A 25854-nucleotide genomic window follows, 5' to 3' on the forward strand; every position below is an offset into this window, starting at 1 on the left:
AACACCTGTAAACAAATAGTTAGCTTCGCCTTACCTTTTCTAAATGCAGCAAAACCCAAAAATGGTGGAGATAAGTAATATCAGACAAATCGCTGCTTAGTTATGCCGGTTGATTATTAATTAACAGGTTATATTTTAAATATCTGCGTTTAAACCAGTAACGCATACCCCCTTTAACCCTTAATCTTGTAACTCGTTGTTGTTTATAAAATTAGTTAAAAATCACAATCTACTTCTATTGAACCCTTTGTATTTTTACTTCATATTAGCTGAACTACTTTTCAATTATTAGGCTGTTATGTCACTTTTAAAATTTAGCCAAGCACTTATTTTTACCCTTGCGAGTACCCTACCGTTTACAAGCCACGCGGCGCTTAATAAAAACGAGCGTGAAATAGTAAAACAGGTTGAGCAAAATATGCCGCAAGCGCTTAAAGAGATAAAACAAGCGGTAAATATTAATAGCGGCTCGCTTAATATTGAAGGCGTAAAAAAGGTGGGCGCGCTTGCAAGCGAGCAACTAAAAGCCATTGGTTTTGAGGTTGAATGGTTAGATGGCAGCGCGTTTAACCGTGCAGGGCATGTACTAGCAACCCATGAGAGTAATGATCCCGATGCAATAAAAATACTGATGATCGGCCATCTTGATACCGTGTTTGCCAAACACGATAACTTTACTACCTACAAACAAATTGATGAACACACCGCCAGTGGCCCAGGTATAGCCGACATGAAAGGTGGTAATACTATTATAATTACCGCCCTTAAAAGCCTGCAAGCGCTTAATTTACTTGAAAACGTAAGCATCAAAGTACTGCTTACCGGCGATGAAGAAAGCAGCGGTCGCCCGCTTAGCTTATCTAAAAAGGCGATTGTTGATGGCGCAATTTGGGCTGACGTAGCGCTAGGTTTTGAGAATGGCGATAACAATATTAAAACCGCGATGGCGGCGCGCCGTGGCTATACCGGCTGGACGTTAAATGTAACGGCCAATGCTGCACATTCATCGCAAATATTTAGTGACAATGTGGGCTATGGCGCTATTTACGAGGCGTCGCGTATTTTAAATGACTTTAGAGAGCAACTAGCTACACAACCTAATTTAACCTTTAACCCCGGGCTTATTGTGGGCGGTACAAATGCCGATTACGACAGTGCTAACTCGTCAGCCACGGCGTTTGGTAAAAGTAACGTAATTGCGCAAACCGTCCATGTAGCGGGTGATTTACGGGCACTTTCGCCAAAGCAGGTAGAAGGCGCTAAAAAAGTGATGCAGCAAATAGTGGCTAAAAGCTTAAATGGCAGCCATGCTGAGCTTATTTTTGAAGACGGCTACCCACCAATGGGGCTCACCAAGGGTAATAAAAAGCTGCTTGCACTGTATAGCCAAGCAAGCCAAGACTTAGGCTATAACAAAGTGGAGGCTGCAAACCCACGTAATGCCGGCGCGGCTGATATTTCGTTTGCTGCAAACCATGTTGATATGGCGCTTGACGGCCTAGGACTAATGGGCAGTGGCGCACACACTAAAAACGAAACCGCCGATTTAACCTCACTTAATAAAAACACCGCTAAAACAGCACTGCTTATTTACAGATTAGGGCAGTTATAAACGCAGGCTTAGCCTTTATGGGCTAATAGGCTCTAACCGTTTGCCTGCTACTTGCAATGCAAACTTACGCAACGTTTTAAGCTGCGGGCTTTCGGTTTGCCAATAGTGCCAGTACAAAGGTGTATCTATATAATATTCTGGGAATAAATCGACTAACTCGCCTTTTATCAGCGAGTCTCCTAGCTGTAATGTAGGTAATAGCCCATAACCTAGGCCTGCTATCATGGCTTGTTTAAATCCCTCTGACGAAGGGTAAATATGGGTAAACAGTGGGGCTGAGCCATTAATATCTTCTAAAAACTGGTGTTGTAGCTTGTCATACTCACTAAATACCAAGCACGGTAAATGCGCTAATTGCGAAAGCTCAGTAAGCTTATGTTGTTTTATAAAATCGGGGCTTGCAATGGCTTTGTAGCGTATGGCGCCAAGCGGGCTAACTAGGCCGCCATTAACGGGCTCGGGGGATGAGCTAATACACACCATAACCTCGCCGTCTTTCATTCTTTTATGGGCAATGGATTGATCTTCACTAATGACTTCAAAGCGTAATTTGCACGCAAGCTCTGTATCTAATACGGCGAGTGCTTCGGGCAGCCAGGTGGCAAGCGAATCCGCATTAGCAGCAAGCTTTACGCTAAGCGGGGTGTTTAAATCTGTGTGCTCGTTAAGTGCCTCTACATTAAGGGCCACTTCTAGCTGTAATACTTGCTGTAAATGGTTAAGTAAACGTTTACCAAGTGCCGTGGGCGTTGGCGGTTGGGTTCTTATTAATACGGGCTCGCCTAGTTTGGCCTCAAGCTGATGAATACGCCTACTCACCGCCGATTGGGTAATAAATAATTTTTTTGAGGCCTTTTCAAATCCGCCTTCACTTATAACGGCACTAAGCGCATTGAGTAACTGGTAATCAATCATGAGTTTTACGCATATAACAATAAATATATTCATTGGATTTGTAACAGAATCCCCCCTACCCTGCAAGGCATTGGATAACGGGTTTTATTTGAGTGGATTTGAAGTATGTCGTTTTTGTCGGGTGTGATGCTGGGGCTGAGTTTAATTATTGCCATTGGGGCGCAAAATATTTGGATTTTAAGCCAATGTATGGCGGGCGCTAACCGTTTTGTTTTAGCTGCGGTTTGTATACTTTGCGACGCCACGCTAATTATTGTAGGTGTATTTGCCGCTAATGAGTTAAAGCTATGGCTGCCGGGGTTATTACCGTGGTTAACGTGGGGCGGTATAGCTATGTTACTTTACTTAGCATTTGGCTCTGCGCGCAGTGCAATTAAAGGCACATCGGGGTTAAAAGTAACTCAGGTAATAAAAGTGAGCTGGTGGAAAACGGCCCTTGCGGCCTTTGCTATAAGCTTACTAAATCCACATGTTTATTTAGACACCGTATTGCTGCTTGGCAGCATTGGCGCATTACAACCCGCGCCTATGCACTTTGCTATTGGTGCTTGTGTGGCCTCTGTTATTTGGTTTAGTAGCTTAGTGTTGTTTGCGCCAAAATTAAAAAAGGTTTTAAGCTCCCCATTTAGATGGCGCGTATTTGATAGCTGTATTGCGGTTATTTTATGTTTTGTGGCGTTTCAGTTATATAACGTGCCAAGCCAATAAGCCAAAACAGCGGTAGTTATGTATTTAATTACCGCTGTTGTTAGCCGTTTTTTAAAAGACTAAGACATTATTTTATAAAGTAATTCTCGCACTGTGGCCGGTTCAAACGGTTTATCACAAATAGCATCTACTCCTGCTTGCGCAATATTAGCTAGGTGAGTGTCGTTTGCCTCTGAGCTCACCATTAAAATAGGAATATGCGAGTAAGCATTTGAGCCACGTACAGTTTCGGTTAGTTCGCGACCATCCATTTCTGGCATGTTGTAATCGGTAACGATTAAATCGAACGACTGCTCACTAAGGTGCGCTATGGCTTCTTTTCCGTTTTTGGCTTCTACGGGTTCGGGGATCCCCATGCCAGCAAGTACGCGTATTATGTGTTTACGAGCAAAGCGGCTGTCGTCTACTACAAGTACGCGAAGTAGCGTTACATCAAAATGATCAAGCTCTACTTCTTCTTCGCTTATTATATCGAGAGTTGCTTTGAGTGCGCGAGTAATGGCTTTTGCGCTAAAAGGTTTAGGTAAAATAGCCAACACACCGGATTGGCGTAGTTGCTCAAGGTACTTTTTATTACGCTCGCTCGATATAAGCATAAAAGGTTGATGTTCAGTGGCGGGGTTAAGTCTTATTTTTTGCAATAATGAGTCGGCGGTGCCGTCTGATAAGTACATCGAGCTTATTACTAGGTCTGGGTGGTAACTCTCAAGTAACGATAAAACCTGCGCTTGAGTAGCCGCAGTTTCTACTTGTTTAACACCACTTTCTGCAAGCGATTTTATTATTATTTTTTGCTGAACCTCTGAAGGCTCTACAAGTAAAATGGATAAGTTTGCTATTGCAGTTAGGTCGCTCATTCAAGTCTCTTTAGTATTGTTATAATAAGGATAATAATAACATTGTTGACTCGTTAATATTATATAAAGAGATTGTAATATTTAAGAAAACATTAGCAATCTCTTCAAAATATAGCACTTTCTAATTAGATTGGATGTATTCTAATGCATTCATTTTTTTGTACGTTACATTGCTGTGCATTATGTGAACAGGGTTAGGGTCTACCACTTCTACAGGTATGTCGTAATTACGGGCTACTTCTAATGCCATTTGGGTGATATTTACACTAAACGAGGTGCCCATAAATACAATTTTATCGGCGTTGAGCATACGCTGTTGTGCTTCGGTTATTCTGTAAAGCTCAGTGTAAAATTCATCGAACAACAACACAAAAGGCTTAAACGAATGATTAAGCTCAGGTGTTTGGTTTTGAATATTAAATAGCTCAAAAAGAGACTCATGCAGGCGGCTTTCATCTACACTATCCCACGGAGTCATAAGCGGTTTAACGGCTTCGCCTTGCTCATGAAATAACGTCATTTGATCGAGCCTGCCGTGTATAGCAATGTAATTTTTATTACCGGCTTTGCCATCAAGACCATCTATATTTTGGGTTATTAAGTTTTTATCGCTCAGCCAATGGTGTACTTCATTCGGGCCATGGTTACGATAGGCTGCAAAACGATTGTAATACCAAGCTAAAAACTCGCGCGGATTGTTTTGATACATAGCACGCGTGGCCATTTCCATAGGCGTATAGTTTTTACTGCCTATAGTCCAAAAGCCATCTTCGCCTCTAAATGTAGGTATGCCACTAGCAGCACTTACCCCTGCACCGGTAATATAAAGTGTATTCACTGTGCTACCTCGTACCCTAGTACATCGTTTATTACTTGTTGTTGGTTGTTCATACCGCCAATACGATATAAAAAACCATTGTGCTCAAGTAGGCCACGGTGATCCATACTGCCAACAGCTACATTAGGTAATACCTGCCACGTGTTTTGCTTTATATTAAAACGCCACACATGGTTGCTCGCCGGGGCGGGCTGTTTATTGTAACCAATCCCGTTGTAGTTATAGGGGTTATTAGAGCCGCCAATCATGTAAATATTGTTATTGTAGCTAGTAGCAGCCATACGGTAATGCGACTCCCCCGTAGGGTGGGGCAAAGTACGCCAATCTATTTTTAGCGGATTGTTGGCATTTATTGTGCCTTTTAAACACTGAGCAACACCTGCAAACGAGCGGCGAGAATCTGAATTTGCTTGGGTTTTAACGCCATCGCAAATAACAATGGTATTACCACTAATAGCAGCCGCTTGGCCAAATACTGGCTCACCTAAAAAAGGCGACGCCTGCTGCCATGTATTGTTTTTAGTATCGTAAACTTGTACTAAATTTACGTTGCCATCGTTATGCCAGCCGCTAATAAGGTATATGTAACGCTCTTTGTAGCTAATCGCTACGCTGTCATCAACTGGTACTGGCATGCTTGCAAGGTGTTTATACGTATTGTTTTTTATATCGAAACGGTACACATCGGGGCTTGAAATTTCAGTATGATCGCTATCTACGGTGTAGCCACCAAATATATAAGCGTATTCACCTAAGCCAACAGCAGTACTGGCTAAGCGCCCCTTTAATGGCAAACTTGAAGGCACACTCGCTTGTTGCTGCCATGCGCTGTCGCCCAGTTTTAGTGAAAATACCTTATTGTGTACATCTGTGTGTTGTTTGTTTTTACCTAGCCCCATAAAACTCAAAAAATAGCGTTGGTTTTCAACAGTAACCTTAGCTACGGCATTGTTTGCAACGGGTTCGGGTAAAGCAGGAAGGCTTGCTAACGCAATAGAAAAAAGAAGGCTCATAAAAACAAATAATATAAAAGTGACTAATACACTTAGGGTAAATTATTTTACCTGTATGAACCAGCTAACTATAAGTAATTTACCTTATTAATGCATGTGTTTAGGTGTGCTGCGTTTTACATACCATCTAATAATTAATGGCGTAGCCAGCGAGCTAAATGAGATAAGCGAATTTACAAGCAGCGCCTAATGTAGACTGCCTTATTACTTGATTTTGTAGCTTTATTTGTTAATTTTATTTAAAAACTACAAAACTTTAATAATTTAGCGTTAAATTTTAAAACACCCTTACTACTTAGTAATTTATGCGAGTTAGCCTAATAAAGTGTACTTTTAGCAATATAAAGTATGCTAATATTTTGTGGTAACAAATGTTTTACAAAAATATATCCTGTTTTTGATTTTTGATCCCTGTGGAGAAACCTAGGTGAAAATACCTAAAAAGCTATTGTGCTCACTAATTATTGCCTCACCAATACTTGCTGCAGAACCATTAAACGACGATGACTTAGACCTTGACGCGTTAATGGGAATGGATGTTCAAGCAACTTCTGCAATGAAACGAGCACAATCGGCCTTTAACACCGCCTCTTCTATTTATGTGCTAAGCAAAGAGCAAATTACAAGTTCGGGCGCTACCTCTATTCCTGAGGCATTAAAAATGGTGCCAGGCCTTACCGTAAGACAACTTGATAACAATCAATGGGCTATTTCTGCACGCGGTGTTGCTTCAAGGTATTCCAGCAAATTATTAGTAATGATAGATGGGCAAAGCCTATATACCCCCAAATTTGCGGCTGTGTATTGGGAGTCGTTGCATGTGCCTTTATACGATATTGAACGCATTGAGGTTATTCGTGGTCAGGGCGGGTTGTTATGGGGTAATAACGCAAATAACGGCGTGATCAATATCATTACTAAAAATAGCTTAGATACACGCAACACTTACGCTAAAGCAATTACAGGTAATCAAATAAATGCCGACATAAGCCTTCGCCATGGTGGTGATATTTCTGATATTGGTAGTTACAGGGGCTACTATAATACTAAAAATACCGCCCCTTCTAAAAAAGGCAGCCGCATTAAACCTAATGACTTTACTAAACAGCACGCTGGCGGCTTTAGAGCTGATTTTACGCCAAGCGATGAGTGGTCAATCCTCCTACAAGGGGATCATACCCACACAGAGCACGGCCAAAACCTTACTGGGGTAGTAGATGCGTCTAACCGCAGTCAGCAGTTTCCAACTATTGCAGATAGGCGCGATACGCGATTAATGACCCGTATTGAGCATCGCCTTTCAGATAATGCAAACCAAATGCTGCAAATGTCGTGGCTTAAACAACATGGTGAACAACCCTATATAAATGAAGATTTTGAATCGATTGACGTTGATTATCAAATGAACTTTATTACCGGTGCACTCCAGGTAGATTGGGGGCTTAATTATCGATTTAATGATATTTCTTTTCAAGACAGCATTTTTATTAATAGCGATAAAGACCTAGAAGACCTTCATCAATACGGTTCCATGCTGCAAGCGCAATACAGTGTTATTCCAGATACGTTAAACCTCATTGTAGGCACAAAAATAGAGCATAACGATTTAACCGGTTGGGAAAATCAACCCCTTGCCCGCTTTACCTATCAGCCAAATAGCGAGCACCTAGCATGGGGTTCAATTTCACGAAGCGTACGTATTCCTACACTAATTGAATTTAACGATAACTTTAGAGTAAATGGCCAAAAAATCTCAGACGTTATTGGCATGCAGTCGGGTATTGCTGAAATAGATCAATACCATATAGCTACATTTTTAAATGGTAACGATAAAGTAAAAGCCGAAAATTATATCTCGTACGAGCTAGGCTACCGTATATCAAAGGCGGAGTGGTCTTTAGATGTTTCTGCATTTAATACGCAAGCGGATGATGTGGCCGTAATTAGCTTAAACCCTCATGTAGAACAATTTATACCTGCATTAAACTTTTACTTAGCCGGGGAAGTGTCACAAGCATTTGCGGCGCTTCAAACAACAAGCTTAGATTACGACTTTGTTTCGGTAGGTGAAACCACCACAACCGGCGGTGATTTATTGTTCTCGATGCAACTAATGGACAACTTAAGCAGCGAAGTTGGCTACAGCTATACAAAAATAGATTACGACTTACCTAATGCAACACGCCCTACTATTGGCTACGACTCAGTAAACAGACAATTATTTACTAAACTGAATTACCAATTAAGTGAGCAGCATTCTATTTTTGCCACGCTAAGAGCCGAAAACTCAAATACTTACAATACAGATAACTACACCGCTGTAGACCTTACATGGAACTGGAAAATAAACAATAACTGGGCCACAGCAGTATCAGGCAAAAATTTATTTGCAGGCTCACACATAGAGTACGCCAATACTCGCGAAACATTTACGGTTCCTAATTACATAGACGAATGTGTAACGTTTTCTGTTAGTGCAACATTTTAAGAGAGCCAATGCTTAAGCCTTTAAATCGATTGCTTTACCTATTTTTTTGCCTTGCGCTTTGTACAAGCTCGAGCGCGTTTGCGGTGCAAAAAGAATATGTGCTTAAAGCAGGCTTTTTATATAACTTTGCCCGCTTAGGGCAATGGCAATCTGCACCCGAAAACGGCTCCGACTTTTTAATTTGTAGCCCCGACAGCCAATTTATAGCAATAGCAAATGCCGCCCTAGAAAACAGAAAAGTACATAACCGCCACTTACGAAATAAACTAACACCCCTTGAAGCAACTGCACTTGAGAGCTGTGATATAGTATTTATTACCGATAATACTTATAACATGTGGTTAGATGCCCACCCCGCGCTTAATTTAAAAAATACAATGATAGTTGGCGAAACCGATGGCTTTATAGCCGCCCAGGGACATATTCGATTTTTCCTTTCAAGTAGTAAGGTGCGCTTTGAAGTTGCTCCAAGCAAGCTAAAAAAAGCAGGCATTACTATGAGCTCAAAAGTGCTGCGCCTAGCACGTGTAGTTGAGGGGTAAATAATGAAAAACTACTTCTCACTCAACTCAATGAGTAAAAAGCTGCTGTTTATTTTAATGAGCGTTGCGCTTATTTCTACGGCTAGCGTTACTGCTGTTTTTAGCGCGTATGAGCTAAAAACAGCAAAACAAGAACAAACACAAAGCCTAAAATCACTCTCGCAAATATTAGCCCCCAATATTAGTACTGCTTTAATATTTTACGACACCGCCGCAATAAAAGAGCTGATTGAGCCGTTATTAATGCGCTCCGATATTGTATCGGTAGAAGTGATAAACAATTTGAGCCAACAAATTGCAAGCGTGACCTCGCCTAAATACAGCCAAGAAAGCTCAGCCCCGCATACAATAGAAGTAAAAACAGCATTAACAATTGACGCTCAACGCTACGGTACGCTGATTGTGCGCGCCGACGACAGTGACCTAAACGACAGAGCCGCTTTTTATGGCCGGTTTATTATTGTATTAATGATTTTTAGCTTTATTTTAAGTTTGCTTGTATCGCTAATGCTCAGAAAACGTTTTTTAAACCCCATTTTATATTTAGCACAAACAGCAGAGCAAATTACCTCATCTAACGACTATAGCTTACGTGCAAAAGAGCTTTCAAAAGATGAAGTGGGTAAACTAACTAGCTGCTTTAATACCATGCTGCAAACTATAGAACAGCGCGATAACCTGCTAGAAAACCAAGTAAAACGCAGAACAAAAGAGCTCGAAAATGCCAATGTTCAGCTGCATCAATATGCCTATCAAGATGGCTTAACCGACCTACCTAACCGCCGTTATTTTTATGAGCACCTGCAACAGCTTGTAAGCACACCTGAACAACCATTTTCTTTGGTATTTATTGATTTAGACGGCTTTAAAGAAGTAAACGATAGCTTAGGCCACGACTTTGGTGATTTATTACTTCACGAAGTGGCTAAGCGACTTCGCCGCTGCTTAAAACAGCAAGACATAGTGGCGCGCTTAGGCGGTGATGAGTTTACCCTAATACTAAAAGGAATAAGCGATACAACAGCGGTTTCGCACATTGCACACGATGTAATGAAAAGCCTGACCCGAACGATAACCATAAAAAACGAACATGTGCAGGTAACCGCGAGTATAGGCGTGGCGTTTTTTCCGCATGACGGCATATCGGTCGAAACCTTAGTTAAACGAGCCGACCAAGCGATGTATTTGTCAAAAAGTAAGGGCCGAAACAGGTTTGAGTTTTTCTCATACGAAATGGAAGAACTGGCGATTGAAAAGCGCCGCCTTATAGAAGAAATACGCATTGGCTTAAATAACAACCAATTTGAACTTTACTATCAGCCAATATGGGACCCCCATTCACGTACGCTAAAAAAAGCAGAAGCGCTGATCCGTTGGAACCACCCAGAGCGAGGCATTATTGGCCCTGTTGAGTTTATCGATATAGCAGAGCAAAATGGCTTGATAAAAGAGCTAGGCGAATGGGTTAAATCGCAAGCTGTTCGCGATGCGGTGCAGTTTAATAAACTAAGCTATACACCGGTGCAAATTAGTGTAAATACCTCACCTTTAGAAATTGATCGCGACGGTGTTTGGGTTACCCAATGGGTAGAGGCGTGCAAACTTTATAATTTACCACCTCATACTATATTAATTGAGATAACCGAAAATAGCTTAATGGACCCAGATAATGCTATACAGCACCATTTAAAACGCCTTAATGCGCTTGATATAGACATTGCCATTGATGATTTTGGTGTTGGGTACTCATCGCTTGCGTACTTGCAGCAGTTAGACATTGATATACTTAAAATAGATCAATCGTTTATACAAAATATTGAAGCTAATAGCAGCAGTATAGCGCTAATTAAAGCCATAATTACTATGGCGTATAACTTAGGGGTAGAAGTGGTCGCAGAAGGGGTAGAAACCCCAACCCAACAAGCACAATTAATCGCGTTGGGCTGTGATTACATTCAAGGCTACTTATATTCTAAACCGCTTTCAAAGCAAGATTTTATAAATAGCCATTTGCAAATAAAAGCAACCGTTGAATAACCTACAACCAGCGCGGTACAGTTTGCTTATATTTTAGGTAGTCATTATTAAAACGCGTGACTAAATGCGCTTCTTCAACGGCTATTTGTTTATAAAGCGCATATAGGCCCACAGCAAGGCAAATTAAGCTAAATAAGCTTGGTAATGCTAAAAAGAACCCCAACTGAGCAGTTGCCACACCAACATACATAGGGTTGCGCGAAAAACTATATAACCCGGTAGTTTTAAGCGTTTGAGGCCCATTTGGGTCTATACCCGAGCGCCAAAGTGACGCCATATGAAAATGAACAACCATACTGAGCACAAAGCCCGCCGTGAGCATAATATTGCCAAACATAACACCCGGCCACCCATTTAAGGTATAAAACATACCTAAGTAGTTATCGGTGGCAGGCACAAACACACGCAGCACACACACAAACCATATAGCAGCTCTAAAAAACTTAAACGCCATATGATTCCACCAGCTAGTACAAAACTTAGCGCCAGGAAAAATAACACCCGCAGGCGTTGAACGATTTTTATAAATAATTCTAACGGTGTAAAACCCCGCCACAAACGTATAAAAAAGCGCTAAATACACACGCGTAAATTCGATTAGTGAAGCAGAATCATCTATAAACGGTTGGTAACTCATTAACCAATAACTTTTTATCCATCAAATATTAAACCATATTAGTATTCATGTAATTAAGAAACAACCCCTATACGAGCAGTGAATAAAGTTTAAATAAAATGAAGTAGCTCATGTAATTCGTCAAACTCAATAAATTGCTATTTAATACTATGGATTCGCAAAAAATGTTTAATTTCTCTTTATTTTTATATGAAGCTTTTTTTAAAGCCAATTAAATAAATAGATTTATCAAAATACCTGCGCTAGAGTTTATAGCAAGAGAGTAATTAATCAGCTGCTCTCTCCTCCATAGCTAAGCGCCTCAAAATTTTCAAAAGAGCGTACCCTGATTCTGTAAATATTAAATTTTTCTATAATAAGCTTACAACTTTTTGTGAGCTCATTAAGTATTTAGATAATTAAATTTATATGGAAATTTACTTATGAAACCAAAAAAGAAATTAGTTCTAGTATTAAGTTGCTGTTTAATATTCAGCTTTAACTCGCTAAGCACCCAAATGAACCTTGACCCTAATAATGATGGTTTATACAGTGACCAAGAGCGCTACCAGCTATTAAATTTTTTAGCTAATGAATACCCCGAACTTGAAGGTAACTATGATGTTGATAATGACTCAAAAGTTACTATTTTAGAACAAACTCAAGGGCGTTTACCCTTATCTATGCGCATTCCTGAGCGCGCAATTTCAAGTGAGAAAAAAGTACCCTGGGCGCTAAACCTTTTCCCAGAGTGGCTTATGACTGCGTATTTTCAGGAGGATGCTCAAGTAGGTAAATTACCCAAACATTCTTCCCGGGGCACAATTATTGCCAATGCAACTCAAACTACAGACGCTTTGCAGCCTGTTAAAACGGACGCAAAAAAAGGGATTGAATTTTTAGAAAATACGGGAAGCTACTTTGCAGTTCCTGGCCAGCGTGATGCTAGGTGGAATTATAGATGGTGTATTTTTGTATTTAGAATTGATGCCGAGACAGGCAACGATGAAAAAACAACTCTTGTAGATATAAATCAAGGTAATGGATCGAATAAATCATCGCCCAAAATTTGGTATGACAAATCAAATGGGTTGAATATTCAATACGTTGGATTAAATAGCTTTGGGCTCGATAAGCGTATTATTACAACCAAAAATGAAGTTATCGCAGACGGTAAAACATGGAACGTGGTTGTAACAGGGATACGATATGGACAGCTATTTGCTTCTGTAAATGGTGTATCGTTATCTACTGACACTGAGCAACCAGATCGATTTTCTGGACAATGGCTATATGAGCCGAGTTCCTACCTTGGAGATAAGAGCACCGGAAATATGGCTTGGGCTTACGACACTTTAGTTTTTGGCTTAACTGAGCCTTCAGAAGCAATGGTTCGTAAAATGACAGGGTGGGCTGCACATCGCTCAGCTGCACTCGCTGATTCGACTAATAGCCAATTAAGTCCAATTGATTTACCAAACGACCACCCGTACAAAGATACTCGCCCGGTTATGGATAAAGAAGATTTTCCTTATAGATATATCCACGATGAACAGGAATGGACTGAATGGGGTAAATCAATTAGCCCTTCACAGGTTCGGGTAAATAGTGGTAAAGAAAGAGTCGTGCCTGAGGGGTTTGAGAGAGTATTTTATGATGACTTTCGCCATGATAGAGTAAAACATAGTGCCAGTGGCGAGGCCGACCTATGGGCTGCCCCAGGTTTTAACCCTGCAGTCGGTGCGAGCGCTCAGCTCATTGCTCCTAATGGTACCTACAACGCTTATCCTCACGATAGTGATGACAAAATCCAAACGTTAGCGCTCATTAAAAAAAATGATCGTTGGAGAGGGAGTGCTTTTTACAGTGTAAATGATCTGGGTCATGGTTACACTTGGAGCGGGCCGAAAGTATTTAGGATACGGTATATGCTTCCCAAAGTAGCCCAAAGTGACTTACCAGGTGGGTTATTCCCAGCTTTTTGGTCGTACAACCCTGACTTTTTATTTTGGCGAACTGCTAACCGTATTGAAGTCGACTGGTTTGAGCTCGACGGCCTTAATGGTCAGTGGTTAAATGGCTTGTCTTCACATTATCATTATACTGCTGTAAAAAATATTTTTGCCAAACAATCCTCAAGTTATAAAAGTTACAAAGCTTATTGGGGGGAATTAACAGAGCAAAAAAGTAATATTGAAGGTGGAATGGAGTTTTGGGATGGCAAATACCACACTTGGGAGTTTATTGTTGATACTGACATGACGTATATCAATGTTACTATTAGTGATGACTCAGGTAATGAAAAGTGGGTAGAAGTTGGGCGTGTCCCCACCCCTGCAACTTACTTACAAAGGCTAGATATACAATTAGACTATGCTCTAAAATCACATAATGGTAACCCAACAACAGAGCAAGAAAACTTTAACATTGATTTTATTGAGGTTTTACAAAAAACCTCAGAAATCGAAAAGCTCCCAGAGCCATTTCTAGCGAGACCAAAGATCGTCGGGGATGCCCTTGCAGGAAACACTGTTGAATGCCAAGCAAACATTCAAGGCGTTAAAGATGTTCGCTATTACTGGTTTGCAAGTGGTTACCCACTAACGTACACGGTAAAAAACACCTTCGAATTGACCAATGAATTTGTTGGAGACGAAATTCGCTGCATGGTGAAAGCTGTTGGAGCCCTTAACATGCCTGAGGCATGGTCTTCGAGCGTTACTATTGAGCAGAGTAATTTTTCTAAAACGCTAGATAATATACTGCGCCCAATCAGATCTTTTTTTGCCGACAATAGTTCTATTAATGAATAGCAAAATGGCAACCTAAGCCTAGTATAACGGGCTTAGGTTGCTCCTTTAAAAACTATAATTTATACCCGCGTAGTAGCGCCTACCTGAGTAACTTGAACTTAATAAACGCGCATCGCTATCATTACCTAAACGCGTAACAGTTTCCGATTTAGTTAAGTTAATAACAGAGGCTGTTAAACTTAAGCCATCAGATATATTAATGGCGGCATTTACATCAACTTGCTCATAAGGGTCTTGGTATACATTTAAACCACTATTTAAGCCAAGTACTGTTTCGCCGCGTTTATTATACGACGCGCGAAGAGTAAAGTACTCGCCTTCGTAATAAGCAGAGGTGTTGTACTGGTATTTAGCGCTTCCAATTAATGGCGATTGGCCAAATTCTTCACCATTTACACTTACATCGGCTTTATTGGTTTTGTTATAGGTGTAATTAGCATAAAAACCAAAACCACCTGCAAATGCATGTTGAATAAATACTTCAGCCCCTTTTGATACCGCATCGGTGCCGTTACCCACTGTGCTGTATGGCGCAACGGTAATTACACCGCTTTCTACTATATTTTCTTTGCCTGCAAAATCTTGCTGCATATCTATTACCAGCGGCACAACAAAGTTATCAACCTTTTTATGAAACAGCGCTAACCCCAATGCAGAGCCCTCGGCGTAATAATATTCAATAGATAAATCGGCCTGCACTGATTCAAAAGGTTTTAAATTTTTATTACCGCCACTGCCACTAAAGCCTGCAAGCTCGTTGAATGCCGCTCTGTCTTCTGCCCATTCATTTGATACAAACGTAATACGCTGCTGCGAGCCTAAATCGCTGTAATCTGGTCGCGCCATCACTTTAGCAATAGCGCCTCTAATTACTAAATCGTCGGTGGCATCCCACGCTATGTTAAAGCTTGGTAGAATTTGTGTATCGGTGTTTTTTTGTGTAACCAACTGATAGTCTTCTACAAAACGTGCATCGCCAGTTACCGGCTCGCCTGTTTCATCATTGGTGTGATCAAGTTGATAAGTATATAAATCGGTAGAAGAGGTTAATGTTTTAGTTTGTACTACGCGCACACCTAAATTACCTCTTACTTCACTAAATTCAAAATCGCCTTGAATGTAAAACGCTGATATTTTTTCTTCAATATCGTATACAAAGTTATCTTCTATGCGGGTATAAGGCGTGTAGTTGTCGGTTACTAAATCTCGGTATTTATCCCAATCTATGCTGGGCATTTGGTTTATATTAAACCCGCCAACTATATTGGTTTGATTAATAAACACATCCTCGGCAAGTGGCATACCGCCATTCCATTGGTAGCTATCAAATTGCGTTATACCTTGCTCACTCGCCTCACCTGCAGCAATATCAAAGTTAGGATCTAAAAAAAACGTATTACCGGTCTCGCGGTGTAAGTTGGCATGGCGATATTTAGCCCCGGTTCTAATCGTTTTTAAAAATCCCCAATCAACATAAATGTCGATGTCGGCTTGATAATAATTCTCTTCGAGCTCGCTGCGTACAAAGCTTGAATTTGACGAACCCGCATCACGCCCACCGCCCAAGCCACTTTGCAAGTTAGCTAATGTGTTGGGATCAATACTCAGCGATACATTATTTTCATTTAAAGACCACGCTGCGCTTTGCGATGCGTTTTGAATAACGGTTTCGTTTTCACCGGCGTTTGAGCTTTTATATGCGGCTTCCCAGCTTTCTTCAGGGCCGCCCTCAGATTGAGTGTTACCAATAACAAAGCGGGCTTTAAAGCTATCGCCTTCGTAGGTTAAATTAAAATCGATAGTATCGGAGGTAGACTCTTCTCGTACATAACTGCCACGCATCCACGGAAATTGCATATCGTTTTCAACACCGCTAGCACTGGCATTGTATTGCATACCCGTTGCAATAGTGCCTGTTTCATCCAAGTTTACTGCGGTTAAAAAATCAGGATTGAGTGACCACTCGGGGATATCAATGACTGATTCGGTTCTGTCTTGCCCGAGTGTAAAACCAAAGTAGTTAAACCCTAGCTCTAAGCGATTAGTCGGGCGCCATTGTGTACTAAATTGAATACCTTCACGCTCACGTTTTTCATTAAGCACAGAGCCACGTACAACTTGCGGAAACCACACGCCATCATAACGATTACCGCTGGCATCACTTATCGTATCCCACCCGTTATTGTTATCAACGGCATTACCATTAATATCAGTAGGTTGACCGTCACCCGTGTAACGCCATACATTTGCATCGGTGCTGCCTGTTAAAGTGCGATTAGTACGCTCTTGATAGGTATAACCTAGTAATACGCCAAAGGTGTCGTCGTCATTTTTCCACGAATATAAGCCACTAAATTGCGGCTCGTACTCTTTTGTCACATCGGCGTAAGTAGATTCAACGTTAAATACACCTGAGTTTGCCTCCATGCTTAAAGGCTTGCGGCTATGCATTAATACTGTGCCGCCCACGCCGCCTTCATCTAAACGCGCTTCTGGCGATTTATACACTTCTACGCTTTCTATCATGGCAGAGGGCAGTAAAGTGTAATCGAACGAGCGTGAAGGCTCCCCAGGTGATGAGGCTATAAAATTGCCATTAAGCTGAGTAAATGTGAGCTCAGATGATAAACCACGAATACTCACCGATGCCCCTTCTCCGCCATCGCGTTCAATAACAACGCCAGGTACTCGCTGCAACGAATCCGCTACATTTTTATCAGGAAATTTGCCAATATCTTCGGCTGTAATTGCATCCACCACAGAGCCAGACATACGCTTAACATCTAAGTTCTCAGCCATGCTTGAGCGTATACCCCGTACCTCAATTACTTCCATATTTTTTTTAAGCAGAGTTTTAGCGTTTTGTGAGGCAGCATCATCAGCTAAGCTAAATGGGCTTGAGGTAATAAGTGATGCGCAAAATAAAGATTTATATACTTTAGATAAAGGGTAATGACGTAGGCAATTAATCATTTTTTACAGCTATTCCATTTACATTGCTTAGGCTAAGCAAATCAGTGATCCATTAGCGTATTGCAGTACGTAATGGCAAATTGCTGCAAAGTTTACATGGCGAAACTTAATGTATTGTTAACGCCTGGCTTAATTTAGTCTCAACTGTGGTTAAAAAATGACTCACACCTTACTATTTAACTTAACTAGGGTTTATGCGCCCGTTTTTAAGCTATTTAATGCTAGCTAAAGTGGAAATAACCCCTTTTAATAAAAATATTACCCGCCGCTTTACTTAACCTAAACTCCGGTTAAGAGACTTACTAACAAATTAAATTACAGTGATAGTTAAATTTATTTTCTCTAGCCAGAGGTAGGTATATTACCCACAGTTCAAATTACTTAATATGTGCCAGTACGCATTCTTGTTAAAGCAAAAAACCGCTTTCGCGGTTTTATTTTATGCTTGTTGTTTAAACGTATTTACTCAATCAGTTATTAGAGTTTAATTGGCTGGTAAATTGGCCCACCGCATTTACCACTTTTTGGGCTCCATCTTGAATTTCTGCCATAACCTCACCCGACTCTTTAGAAAGCGCTAAACCTTGCTCTGCTTTTTCTTTGCCTTGCTCAATAACCGCTACCGTACTTTGGGTTTGTGACTGATTACGCTGCACCACTTCCACAATTTCTTCTGTTGCTTTTGATGTTCTTGACGCTAAATGCCTTACTTCATCAGCAACCACAGCAAACCCGCGCCCTTGCTCTCCTGCACGCGCAGCCTCTATTGCAGCATTGAGTGCAAGTAAGTTGGTTTGCTCGGCAATACTACTTATGCTTTGTACTATGCTGGCTATTTGTTGAGATTGTTGATCCAGCGCCGAAATTTCGTTAGCTGCTTGCTCCATGTTTACAGCCAGCTCGTTCATAACAGATACGGTTTCTTGTAATACGCAGCTGCCACGCTCTGCGGTTTTATCTGTTTCTGTAGAGGTGCCATAGGCTATTTCGGCTGCTTGCGAAATAGCAATTTCACGGTTTACTTGCTCAGTAATTACGGTGGCAAATTTCATTACTTTATAAAGCTGATCCGCATCATTCGATATAGGGTTGTAGGTGGCTTCTAACCAAATTACATTGCCATATTTATCTATGCGTTTAAACCTGTCGGCAATAAATTGGCCTTGCCTAAGCTTGCTCCAAAACTGTTGGTATTCAGCCGAATTAGCTTCTTCGGTTTCACAAAACACCCGGTGATGCTGGCCAATTATTTCTGATTCATTGTACCCCATGGCTGACAAAAACTGATCGTTTGCCGTCAACACATGCCCCTGTAAATCAAATTCAATCACAGCCATAGAGCGATAAATCGCTTTTATTGTGTCGCTTTGTTCTCGAGAGGTTGTAATGGTTTTAGTAAGTACGGTGCCAAACACCGAAAAATACAATAACTGATTTTGCTCGCCCACCACAGGGTGCACAATTAATCTTAGCCACTCTGCATTGCCATCTTGGCGAACAAATTCAATAGCCCCACTCCAGTGGCCTTCTTTTTGGAATGCTTTTTCAAGTTCTGCGTATTCAGGTGATAGCCGCGACTGATCAGCAATAAAATCGCCTAGCTGATTATTTGTTAAATTATCTTCGTTATAACCTAATGCGTTTAAAAAGTTATCGTTAGCATGCGAAATTCGCCCATCATAAAGTACATTAAGTACCAGCATTTCTTTGTAAAGCCCTTCCCACACTTGCTCTAAAGGGTACAACTGGGCTTTTAAAGCGGCTATTTCGTTTTGCTTACCTTTTGAAAAAAACATTAACTTCCCTACCAAAAAACACTAAATCAAGTTACTTCCAGTATAGGAGGTATTAATGATAACGCGATAATTAATAAGTAGTTTAAGCTAATTTTTTGCTAAATTTTTAAGCATATGTTCCTTTTTATGTGCTCAGCCTTCACTTTCAACTAGGTTTACATACTTTTGTGCGAGCTGCTCAAGTGACTCCCTATTTAAAGGATCGCTTTTAATGCAATTAATGGGGCACACTATGGCACACGTTGGTTTATCGTAATGCCCCACACATTCAGTGCACTTATCTGGGTCTATTTGATAAGTTTTTGACCCCATAAAAATCGCGCTGTTGGGGCACTCATCTACACATACATCACAGTTAATGCACTTGTTATTTATAAGTAGAGCCATGCTAGCGCTTACTCACTTGCTACTTTTTTATAGGGGTTGCGGGTATCTTGGTGCTCATCTAAATTGCGCATTAATATTGCGTGCTCTAAATTAATGCTCTCATCTAATGAGATTTTCACAATATGCCCAGAGCCTTTCGCATCACTAATACTTTCGCCCTTTTTGTTTTGCATATATTCAAGCTCAAAAGTAATGTTCCCTTGTGGTGTCATAAGCTCTAAAGAATGCCCAACGCAGAATTTATTTTTTACCTCTATTTCAACTAAACCATCAGCATGGCGCCCTATTACTTCCCCAACAAATTGCTGTTTAGTAGAGACCGAGTGACCGAATTCGTAGTTTTGATAATCTTGATGGGCATGGCGCTTTAAAAAGCCTTCGGTGTAGCCTCTATGCGCTAAGTTTTCGAGTGTTTTAAATAAGTGAGTATCGAATGGTTTACCCGATGCCGCATCATCTATGGCTTTACGGTATACTTGCGCGGTGCGCGCTACGTAATAAAACGATTTTGTCCGCCCTTCTATTTTTAGACTATGTACGCCCATTTTTGTAAGCTGCTCAACATATTGCACGGCGCGTAAATCTTTTGAGTTCATAATGTAGGTGCCGTGTTCATCCTCAAAGGCTGGCATATACTCCCCTGGGCGCCCTTGCTCTTCAAGCATGTAAATATTATTTGTTGGCGCACCTTCACCGAGACTTGGTATAACTTGGTTAGGGTCAATTTTATGCACCATGTCGCCCGTTTCGTTTTCAACGCCCGGTTTTACATCGTAATTCCAGCGGCAGGCATTCGTGCAGGTGCCTTGGTTAGGGTCGCGCTTATTTATATAACCCGAGAGTAAACAGCGCCCTGAATACGCCATACATAAAGCGCCATGTACAAACACCTCAAGCTCAGTATTTGGGCATAGCGTGCGTATTTCTTTTATTTCTTCAAGCGAGAGCTCGCGCGATAAAATAACTCGCTCAATACCTTGTTTTGCCCAAAACTGAACACTTGCATAATTAACCGCATTTGCTTGCACCGATAGGTGAATAGGCATGGCTGGCCACTTTTCTCGTACCAGCATAATTAATCCAGGATCTGACATAATCAGCGCATCGGGTCCCATAGCAATCACTGGTTCTATATCACGTAAATACGATTTAACCTTTGCGTTATGCGGAGCAATATTTGAAACCACATAAAACTTTTTATTTTGCGCATGGGCTTCATTAATCCCTATTTGTAATGTCTCTAAATCAAACTCATTATTACGTACCCGCAAACTGTAGCGAGGCTGGCCGGCGTAAACGGCATCGGCTCCATATGCAAAGGCGTAGCGCATATTTTTTAAACTCCCCGCAGGGCATAACAGTTCGGGAATAAAAGAAGTTACAGAAGAAACAGCTGGCATATGCGCTCCGTACAGCTAACCGAGTACAAGTCAGTTACATGATTAATTAATTTACAAGCGCGGCATTATAAATGCGCCAAACAATGTGCTTTTGATCAAGATCATAAAACTGCAACCAAACTGGTTTTTAATAAAATTAGGTTTTTTCAATTAAAACGCGTATAATTCGCGCCCGTAAATATTCACACTTTTATTTAAAAATTATTGGAGCATAAAGATGGCTTTAGAGCGTACTTTCTCAATCGTAAAACCTGATGCAGTAGCAAAAAACCACATCGGCGCAATCTACAACCGTTTCGAAACTGCGGGTCTTAAAATCGTTGCAGCTAAAATGGTTCACCTTTCAAAAGAGAAAGCTGAAGGTTTCTACGCAGAGCACAGCGAGCGTCCTTTCTTCGGTGCTTTAGTATCTTTCATGACATCTGGTCCAGTAATGGTTACCGTTCTTGAAGGCGAAAACGCTGTTCTTAAAAACCGCGAAATCATGGGTGCTACTAACCCAGCTGAAGCACTAGCAGGTACTTTACGTGCAGACTACGCTGATAGCATCGACGAAAACGCTGTTCACGGTTCTGACGCTGTTGAATCTGCTGCTCGCGAAATCGCGTACTTCTTCGCTGACGAAGAGCTTTGCCCACGTACTCGTTAATTCGAGTTTTACAGTTAACGCTGTAATGCAAAGTAAGAAAAGGGCTTTCGAGCCCTTTTTTAGTCATTACGTAAAGTATCCTTAAGTGCATTTTTGATATTTTACTTAATGATTAAAGTGGGTGAATTGTGTACAATTCGCCCTTGTAAATTTTATCTCCACCGTCACCGATTGAGGTTGTTTCATGACCGAGCAAAAAAAGATTAACTTATTAGATTTAAACCGAGATGCAATGCGCGAGCTATTTGTATCATTCGGTGAAAAGCCATTTCGTGGCGACCAGGTGATGAAATGGATTTATCATTTTGGCGTTGATAACTTTGACGACATGAGCAACGTTAATAAAAAGCTTAAAGAAAAGCTTAAAAACGAATGCGAAATTGTTGCGCCAGAAATCTCTGTTCGCCAGCAAGCAAGCGACGGCACAATTAAGTACGCATTAGTGCTTGATGGCGGCCAAGAAGTTGAAGCTGTATGGATACCAGAAAAAGACCGCGCCACCTTGTGTGTATCTTCGCAAGTGGGTTGTGCCCTTGAGTGTACGTTTTGTTCAACTGCGCAACAAGGCTTTAACCGTAACCTTAAAGTGTCTGAAATTATTGGCCAAGTTTGGCGTGTAGCTAAAGACATAGGCCTTGATGGCAATAGCGAAAAACGCCCAGTTACCAACGTAGTAATGATGGGTATGGGCGAGCCTCTACTTAATATTAAAAACGTAGTGCCGGCAATGGAACTTATGATGGACGACTGGGGCTTTGGCTTATCTAAGCGCCGCGTAACATTAAGTACCTCAGGGGTTGTACCTGCCCTTGATTTATTAAAAGAAAAAATAGACGTAGCACTTGCTATTTCTCTTCACGCACCCGATAACGCATTGCGTGACGTACTTGTACCAATTAATAAAAAGTACCCAATTGAAGAATTTTTAGCCGCGTGTCGTCGTTATATCGATGGCTCTAAAGCAAATAAAGACGTGACCATTGAATACGTTATGCTAAATGGCGTTAACGACAGCACCGACCAAGCACATGAGCTGGTTAAAACGCTTAAAGGTACACCTTCTAAAGTTAACCTTATTCCGTTTAACCCGTTCCCGGGTAACGAATACACACGCTCTAGCAACAGCCGTATTGACCGTTTTTCTAAGGTTTTACAAGCTGCGGGGATTACGTGTATTGTTCGTCGTACTCGTGGTGACGATATTGACGCCGCCTGTGGGCAATTAGCCGGCGATGTTGTTGACCGTACTAAACGTATGGCGAAAAAGAAAATGCGCGACGATAACGCAATTAGCGTAAATATCCAGCAAGCATAAGCCTGTAACCACCCTGCGTATATTCCTGTGCAGGGTGGTTAAGTTGTTTATTTTTAAATAAATGATGCAACACTAAGGGTTTTAGGTAAGATAGGCGTTATGGATAGAAAAACAGAGACAAGGTAATGCGATCTTTACTTGCTTTAACACTTTCAACACTTGCCCTTACAGGATGCGTAAGTGAAAGTAGTTATAACGGCAGTGACAAACCCGTCGTCGAAAACAAAATCAATAATGCAGGCGCAGCACGCACACGTATCGCCCTCGCTTTACAATACTTAGAAACTGGCAACAACTCGCAAGCAAAGTATAACCTTGAGCGAGCTATAGAATTTGCCCCAAATCTACCTGAAGTACATTACTCTCTTGCTTATTATTACCAACAAGTAGGCGAAAAAGAGCGTGCCGATAAAGCCTATCAAAAAGCATTAGCAATTAAGCCTGACGATCCGAACACGCTTAATAACTACGGTGTGTTTTTATGTAGTATTGAAGAGTATGACCGCGCGACCGATCAGTTTTTAAAAGCAATTGATATTCCAAGCTATATTCGCGTTGCCGAAAGCTACGAAAACCTTGCCTTATGTGCCATAGAATTTAACGACTTTGAAAATGCAGAGAGTTACTTTAAACAAGCACTTAATCACAGCTCGCAACGTACATCGACCCTAATAAGCTTAGCCGCCCTTTTTTATGCTAAAAGCGATTTACATAAAGCCAGCGAAGTATTAAAGCGTCATGACGACACCGGCCGAGTGTCTGCACGGGCTTTATTGCTTGGTTATTTAATTAAGCAGCGCATGGGCAGAATAGAAGAAGCAGAAAAAATTGCCGCCACCATAATGCAAACTTACCCAACAAGTAAGCAAGCCTATGCTATTCGCGATAATCGTACTAAACAAACTGAGTTTGAAATACTGCGCGAAAAATACCGTAAAGCGCAGCTCGAAGAGCTTCAAGAGCAGTATGGCGAAGAGCAAATCAGTGTTGAGCAACCAAAAATTAAAATTATCCGAAAAAAGCGCCCAACTACCGATAATTCGACCAGCTTAATTTCTCCAGGGGTTGAGCCTTCAAGCCCAGTATTAAATGAGACGGCAAAAGCACAGGCAACCATTGCCGCAGCAAACAAACAAAAAACCGTAGCTGAGCAAAATGATGACGCTGCCACTTTCACGCCAGCGGCTCAACCAACGCAGGCTGAAGTAGTTACAACAACAAAAGCAGTAGTGCCAGCTGCGGCAGCGGCTCCAACCGTAACAAATACTGCCCAAGTAGCAACTACAACTACAACATCTGCGCCTGCAGAGTCTAAAACAGATACCGCAGCGGTGCTTTTGGCTTTAACAACGGATCACCAAACGCAACAAACGTCTACTCCCACAGCTGAGCCGCCAAAAGCCGTCGCTAAACAAGCAGCCCAAGATGATGACGAAGTAAAAATAATTTCATTTGGTGCGCCAAAACAAGCTAACTTTAACACCCCACAAAATACACGCCCTGCTGCAAATGGCACACAAAATACGAGCTTAAATAATTCGGTAGTATTTTATGAGGCTAAAAAAGACAGTGCGGTATTTAGTAATAACCCATACAGCGACAGTAACGACATTACACTAAAAAACTACCAACCAAGTGTAAAACAAGAGCCTCCCATGCTTAATCCAAAAGTACCCCCTTTAAAGGTGCCTTTTCATATTATTGAGTTTGGTGAAAACCTATTTAGCATTTCAGTGCGATACAATGTTAAACTACAAAAACTCCTGCAGTGGAATGGTCTAAAGGAGTCGGATCGTGTTATCAACGGAAGTAAAATTTATTTAAACGATCCTAATATTTATTACGAGATTAAAGCTGGCGATACCCTTTACGACATAGCTACCCAGCGGCATGTATTAATTGATGAATTAATGCGATGGAATAAATTAAGCCCAGATATAGAACTTACACCTGGGCACAGACTATTACTAGTGGATCCAAATTCGTACCTATTATGACAGAAGAAACTACGCAACAAAGCGATGAGCCAAGTGTTGGGCAACTATTAAAAGCGCACAGAGAGCAAGCGAATGTAAGCTTAGAGTCACTTACTAGCCCACTCAAGCTTTCTATTTCTCAGCTGCAACGCTTAGAAAGCGATCAGTACCAAACGTTAGGCCCTATTACCTTTGTAAAAGGCTACATTAAAAACTATTGCCGTGAACTACACGTCGATAGCGCCCCTATATTAGCCAAATTGCCTGCACCGCCCGAGCCTACAAAGCCGGCTAACATGCAAAGCTTTTCGCGCCGCACAGAAAAAGAAGCCCACGACAGCCGCCTAATGCTGGTGAGCTACATTATTTTAGCCATTGTTATTGGCTCATCTGCCTTATGGTTTTGGCAAAATGCTACGCCTATCGATGAGCAAACAAGCACTATCAATATTGAAAATTCAATTTTAGATAACCAGCAAAATAACAACGCGCTAAATAACGAAAGCGAGAACCCCTCGCAAATGCAAGCAACACAGGCCGTTGAGCGCACACCGGCTGTAATGCCTTTAAGTGCTGAACAAGTCCCCTTAAGTGAAGCCGTTAATGCCACGGCGCCTATTGCCGCTAGCACCCAAACAGCCACTAACGAGCCCGACACGCAAAGTAACACCAGTACAATTAACATGGTGTTTAACGATGAGAGCTGGGTAGAAATACACGATGGCGAAGGTGAGCGCATAGCATTTGGCGTAAAAAAAGCAGGCTATAAAATGGCTGTAAGCGGCACCCCGCCTTTTTCAGTTGTGCTGGGTAAGCACGACGTAGTTAGTGTTTCTCTAAACGGCGAACCAGTTGATATTTCTGGTTATCCTAAAAATCGTTTAGCCAAATTTAAATTACCATTAGCAGAGTAGTCGCT

The 25854-nt window shown here is 41.3% G+C and carries 19 protein-coding genes; 10 read left to right on the forward strand and 9 right to left on the reverse strand.

Translation table 11 applies throughout. The features are described from left to right. Positions 1-298 precede the first annotated feature (298 nt). Positions 299-1612: a M20/M25/M40 family metallo-hydrolase gene (locus tag NQT65_RS08380; protein ID WP_256850922.1), complete on the forward strand. Its 1314-nt coding sequence runs from the start codon at positions 299-301 to the stop codon at positions 1610-1612. A 15-nt stretch (positions 1613-1627) separates the two neighbouring features. On the opposite strand, the gene NQT65_RS08385 is transcribed toward NQT65_RS08380, so the two are convergent. After that, entirely contained in the window at positions 1628-2560 is a 933-nt protein-coding gene (locus tag NQT65_RS08385) for a LysR family transcriptional regulator ArgP (protein ID WP_256850923.1), read from the reverse strand. Positions 2561-2632: 72 nt separating this feature from the next. Here NQT65_RS08385 and NQT65_RS08390 point away from each other — a divergent pair, with 72 nt between their 5' ends. Then, a complete protein-coding gene (locus tag NQT65_RS08390; RefSeq protein WP_024032917.1) occupies positions 2633-3235 on the forward strand; it encodes a LysE/ArgO family amino acid transporter in 603 nt (200 codons plus the stop codon). Between the two features lie 59 nt (positions 3236-3294). Here NQT65_RS08390 and NQT65_RS08395 read toward each other — a convergent pair whose 3' ends face one another. The 3 genes from NQT65_RS08395 to NQT65_RS08405 form a co-directional block, all read right to left on the reverse strand. Further along, positions 3295-4092, reverse strand: a complete 798-nt coding sequence (locus NQT65_RS08395; protein ID WP_256850924.1) for a response regulator — start codon at positions 4090-4092, stop codon at positions 3295-3297. A gap of 121 nt (positions 4093-4213) precedes the next feature. Further along, a complete protein-coding gene (locus NQT65_RS08400) occupies positions 4214-4930 on the reverse strand; it encodes an SIR2 family NAD-dependent protein deacylase (protein ID WP_054981658.1) in 717 nt (238 codons plus the stop codon). Then, on the reverse strand, positions 4927-5943 hold the full coding sequence (locus NQT65_RS08405) for a Kelch repeat-containing protein (RefSeq protein WP_256850925.1): 1017 nt from the start codon (positions 5941-5943) through the stop codon (positions 4927-4929). Before NQT65_RS08405 ends, NQT65_RS08400 begins: the two co-directional genes overlap by 4 nt. 427 nt (positions 5944-6370) lie before the next feature. Here NQT65_RS08405 and NQT65_RS08410 point away from each other — a divergent pair, with 427 nt between their 5' ends. Genes NQT65_RS08410 through NQT65_RS08420 form a run of 3 tightly spaced genes read left to right on the forward strand, consistent with a single transcriptional unit; the run spans position 6371 to position 11010 of the window. Then, on the forward strand, positions 6371-8431 hold the full coding sequence (locus tag NQT65_RS08410) for a TonB-dependent receptor plug domain-containing protein (RefSeq protein ID WP_256850926.1): 2061 nt from the start codon (positions 6371-6373) through the stop codon (positions 8429-8431). Positions 8432-8439: 8 nt separating this feature from the next. Further along, complete coding sequence (locus tag NQT65_RS08415) at positions 8440-8973, forward strand: YfiR family protein (RefSeq protein ID WP_256850927.1); 534 nt, start codon at positions 8440-8442, stop codon at positions 8971-8973. Positions 8974-8976: 3 nt separating this feature from the next. Further along, positions 8977-11010, forward strand: a complete 2034-nt coding sequence (locus NQT65_RS08420) for a putative bifunctional diguanylate cyclase/phosphodiesterase (protein ID WP_256850928.1) — start codon at positions 8977-8979, stop codon at positions 11008-11010. Between the two features lies 1 nt (position 11011). Here NQT65_RS08420 and NQT65_RS08425 read toward each other — a convergent pair whose 3' ends face one another. Beyond that, positions 11012-11647 carry a methyltransferase family protein gene (locus tag NQT65_RS08425; protein ID WP_055255594.1) on the reverse strand — a complete coding sequence of 212 codons (636 nt, stop codon included), beginning with the start codon at positions 11645-11647 and terminating at the stop codon, positions 11012-11014. Between the two features lie 497 nt (positions 11648-12144). Here NQT65_RS08425 and NQT65_RS08430 point away from each other — a divergent pair, with 497 nt between their 5' ends. Then, the gene (locus NQT65_RS08430; protein ID WP_256850929.1) at positions 12145-14439 is read left to right on the forward strand and encodes a hypothetical protein; all 2295 of its coding nucleotides are present in this window, start codon (positions 12145-12147) and stop codon (positions 14437-14439) included. A gap of 45 nt (positions 14440-14484) precedes the next feature. On the opposite strand, the gene NQT65_RS08435 is transcribed toward NQT65_RS08430, so the two are convergent. From NQT65_RS08435 to trhP, 4 genes are all read right to left on the reverse strand, one after another. Then, positions 14485-17412: a TonB-dependent receptor gene (locus NQT65_RS08435; RefSeq protein ID WP_256850930.1), complete on the reverse strand. Its 2928-nt coding sequence runs from the start codon at positions 17410-17412 to the stop codon at positions 14485-14487. Positions 17413-17882: 470 nt separating this feature from the next. Then, the gene (locus tag NQT65_RS08440; protein WP_004586999.1) at positions 17883-19208 is read right to left on the reverse strand and encodes a methyl-accepting chemotaxis protein; all 1326 of its coding nucleotides are present in this window, start codon (positions 19206-19208) and stop codon (positions 17883-17885) included. A 132-nt stretch (positions 19209-19340) separates the two neighbouring features. Then, entirely contained in the window at positions 19341-19595 is a 255-nt protein-coding gene (locus NQT65_RS08445) for a YfhL family 4Fe-4S dicluster ferredoxin (protein WP_256850931.1), read from the reverse strand. 8 nt (positions 19596-19603) lie between these two features. Continuing rightward, the gene (gene trhP / locus NQT65_RS08450) at positions 19604-20995 is read right to left on the reverse strand and encodes a prephenate-dependent tRNA uridine(34) hydroxylase TrhP (protein WP_256850932.1); all 1392 of its coding nucleotides are present in this window, start codon (positions 20993-20995) and stop codon (positions 19604-19606) included. Positions 20996-21212: 217 nt separating this feature from the next. Here trhP and ndk point away from each other — a divergent pair, with 217 nt between their 5' ends. From ndk to NQT65_RS08470, 4 genes are all read left to right on the forward strand, one after another. Next, the gene (ndk, locus tag NQT65_RS08455; protein WP_004586996.1) at positions 21213-21644 is read left to right on the forward strand and encodes a nucleoside-diphosphate kinase; all 432 of its coding nucleotides are present in this window, start codon (positions 21213-21215) and stop codon (positions 21642-21644) included. A gap of 184 nt (positions 21645-21828) precedes the next feature. Continuing rightward, positions 21829-22959: a dual-specificity RNA methyltransferase RlmN gene (gene rlmN, locus NQT65_RS08460; RefSeq protein WP_004586995.1), complete on the forward strand. Its 1131-nt coding sequence runs from the start codon at positions 21829-21831 to the stop codon at positions 22957-22959. Between the two features lie 125 nt (positions 22960-23084). Beyond that, entirely contained in the window at positions 23085-24956 is a 1872-nt protein-coding gene (pilW, locus tag NQT65_RS08465; protein WP_256850933.1) for a type IV pilus biogenesis/stability protein PilW, read from the forward strand. Next, positions 24953-25849, forward strand: a complete 897-nt coding sequence (locus tag NQT65_RS08470; protein ID WP_256850934.1) for a RodZ domain-containing protein — start codon at positions 24953-24955, stop codon at positions 25847-25849. Before pilW ends, NQT65_RS08470 begins: the two co-directional genes overlap by 4 nt. Positions 25850-25854 lie beyond the last annotated feature (5 nt).

The sequence above is a fragment of the Pseudoalteromonas agarivorans genome (assembly GCF_024518735.1).
GTDB lineage: Bacteria > Pseudomonadota > Gammaproteobacteria > Enterobacterales > Alteromonadaceae > Pseudoalteromonas > Pseudoalteromonas atlantica.

Bases quoted from the DNA above. Each gene is read 5' to 3' on its own strand.
- NQT65_RS08445 (WP_256850931.1), bottom strand. From the start codon at position 19,595: ATGGCTCTACTTATAAATAACAAGTGCATTAACTGTGATGTATGTGTA.
- NQT65_RS08395 (WP_256850924.1), bottom strand. From the start codon at position 4,092: ATGAGCGACCTAACTGCAATAGCAAACTTATCCATTTTACTTGTAGAG.
- NQT65_RS08420 (WP_256850928.1), top strand. From the start codon at position 8,977: ATGAAAAACTACTTCTCACTCAACTCAATGAGTAAAAAGCTGCTGTTT.
- NQT65_RS08425 (WP_055255594.1), bottom strand. From the start codon at position 11,647: ATGAGTTACCAACCGTTTATAGATGATTCTGCTTCACTAATCGAATTT.
- NQT65_RS08405 (WP_256850925.1), bottom strand. From the start codon at position 5,943: ATGAGCCTTCTTTTTTCTATTGCGTTAGCAAGCCTTCCTGCTTTACCC.
- NQT65_RS08390 (WP_024032917.1), top strand. From the start codon at position 2,633: ATGTCGTTTTTGTCGGGTGTGATGCTGGGGCTGAGTTTAATTATTGCC.
- NQT65_RS08470 (WP_256850934.1), top strand. From the start codon at position 24,953: ATGACAGAAGAAACTACGCAACAAAGCGATGAGCCAAGTGTTGGGCAA.
- NQT65_RS08385 (WP_256850923.1), bottom strand. From the start codon at position 2,560: ATGAATATATTTATTGTTATATGCGTAAAACTCATGATTGATTACCAG.
- rlmN (WP_004586995.1), top strand. From the start codon at position 21,829: ATGACCGAGCAAAAAAAGATTAACTTATTAGATTTAAACCGAGATGCA.
- NQT65_RS08435 (WP_256850930.1), bottom strand. From the start codon at position 17,412: ATGATTAATTGCCTACGTCATTACCCTTTATCTAAAGTATATAAATCT.
- NQT65_RS08430 (WP_256850929.1), top strand. From the start codon at position 12,145: ATGAACCTTGACCCTAATAATGATGGTTTATACAGTGACCAAGAGCGC.
- pilW (WP_256850933.1), top strand. From the start codon at position 23,085: ATGCGATCTTTACTTGCTTTAACACTTTCAACACTTGCCCTTACAGGA.
- trhP (WP_256850932.1), bottom strand. From the start codon at position 20,995: ATGCCAGCTGTTTCTTCTGTAACTTCTTTTATTCCCGAACTGTTATGC.
- NQT65_RS08380 (WP_256850922.1), top strand. From the start codon at position 299: ATGTCACTTTTAAAATTTAGCCAAGCACTTATTTTTACCCTTGCGAGT.
- NQT65_RS08440 (WP_004586999.1), bottom strand. From the start codon at position 19,208: ATGTTTTTTTCAAAAGGTAAGCAAAACGAAATAGCCGCTTTAAAAGCC.
- NQT65_RS08415 (WP_256850927.1), top strand. From the start codon at position 8,440: ATGCTTAAGCCTTTAAATCGATTGCTTTACCTATTTTTTTGCCTTGCG.
- ndk (WP_004586996.1), top strand. From the start codon at position 21,213: ATGGCTTTAGAGCGTACTTTCTCAATCGTAAAACCTGATGCAGTAGCA.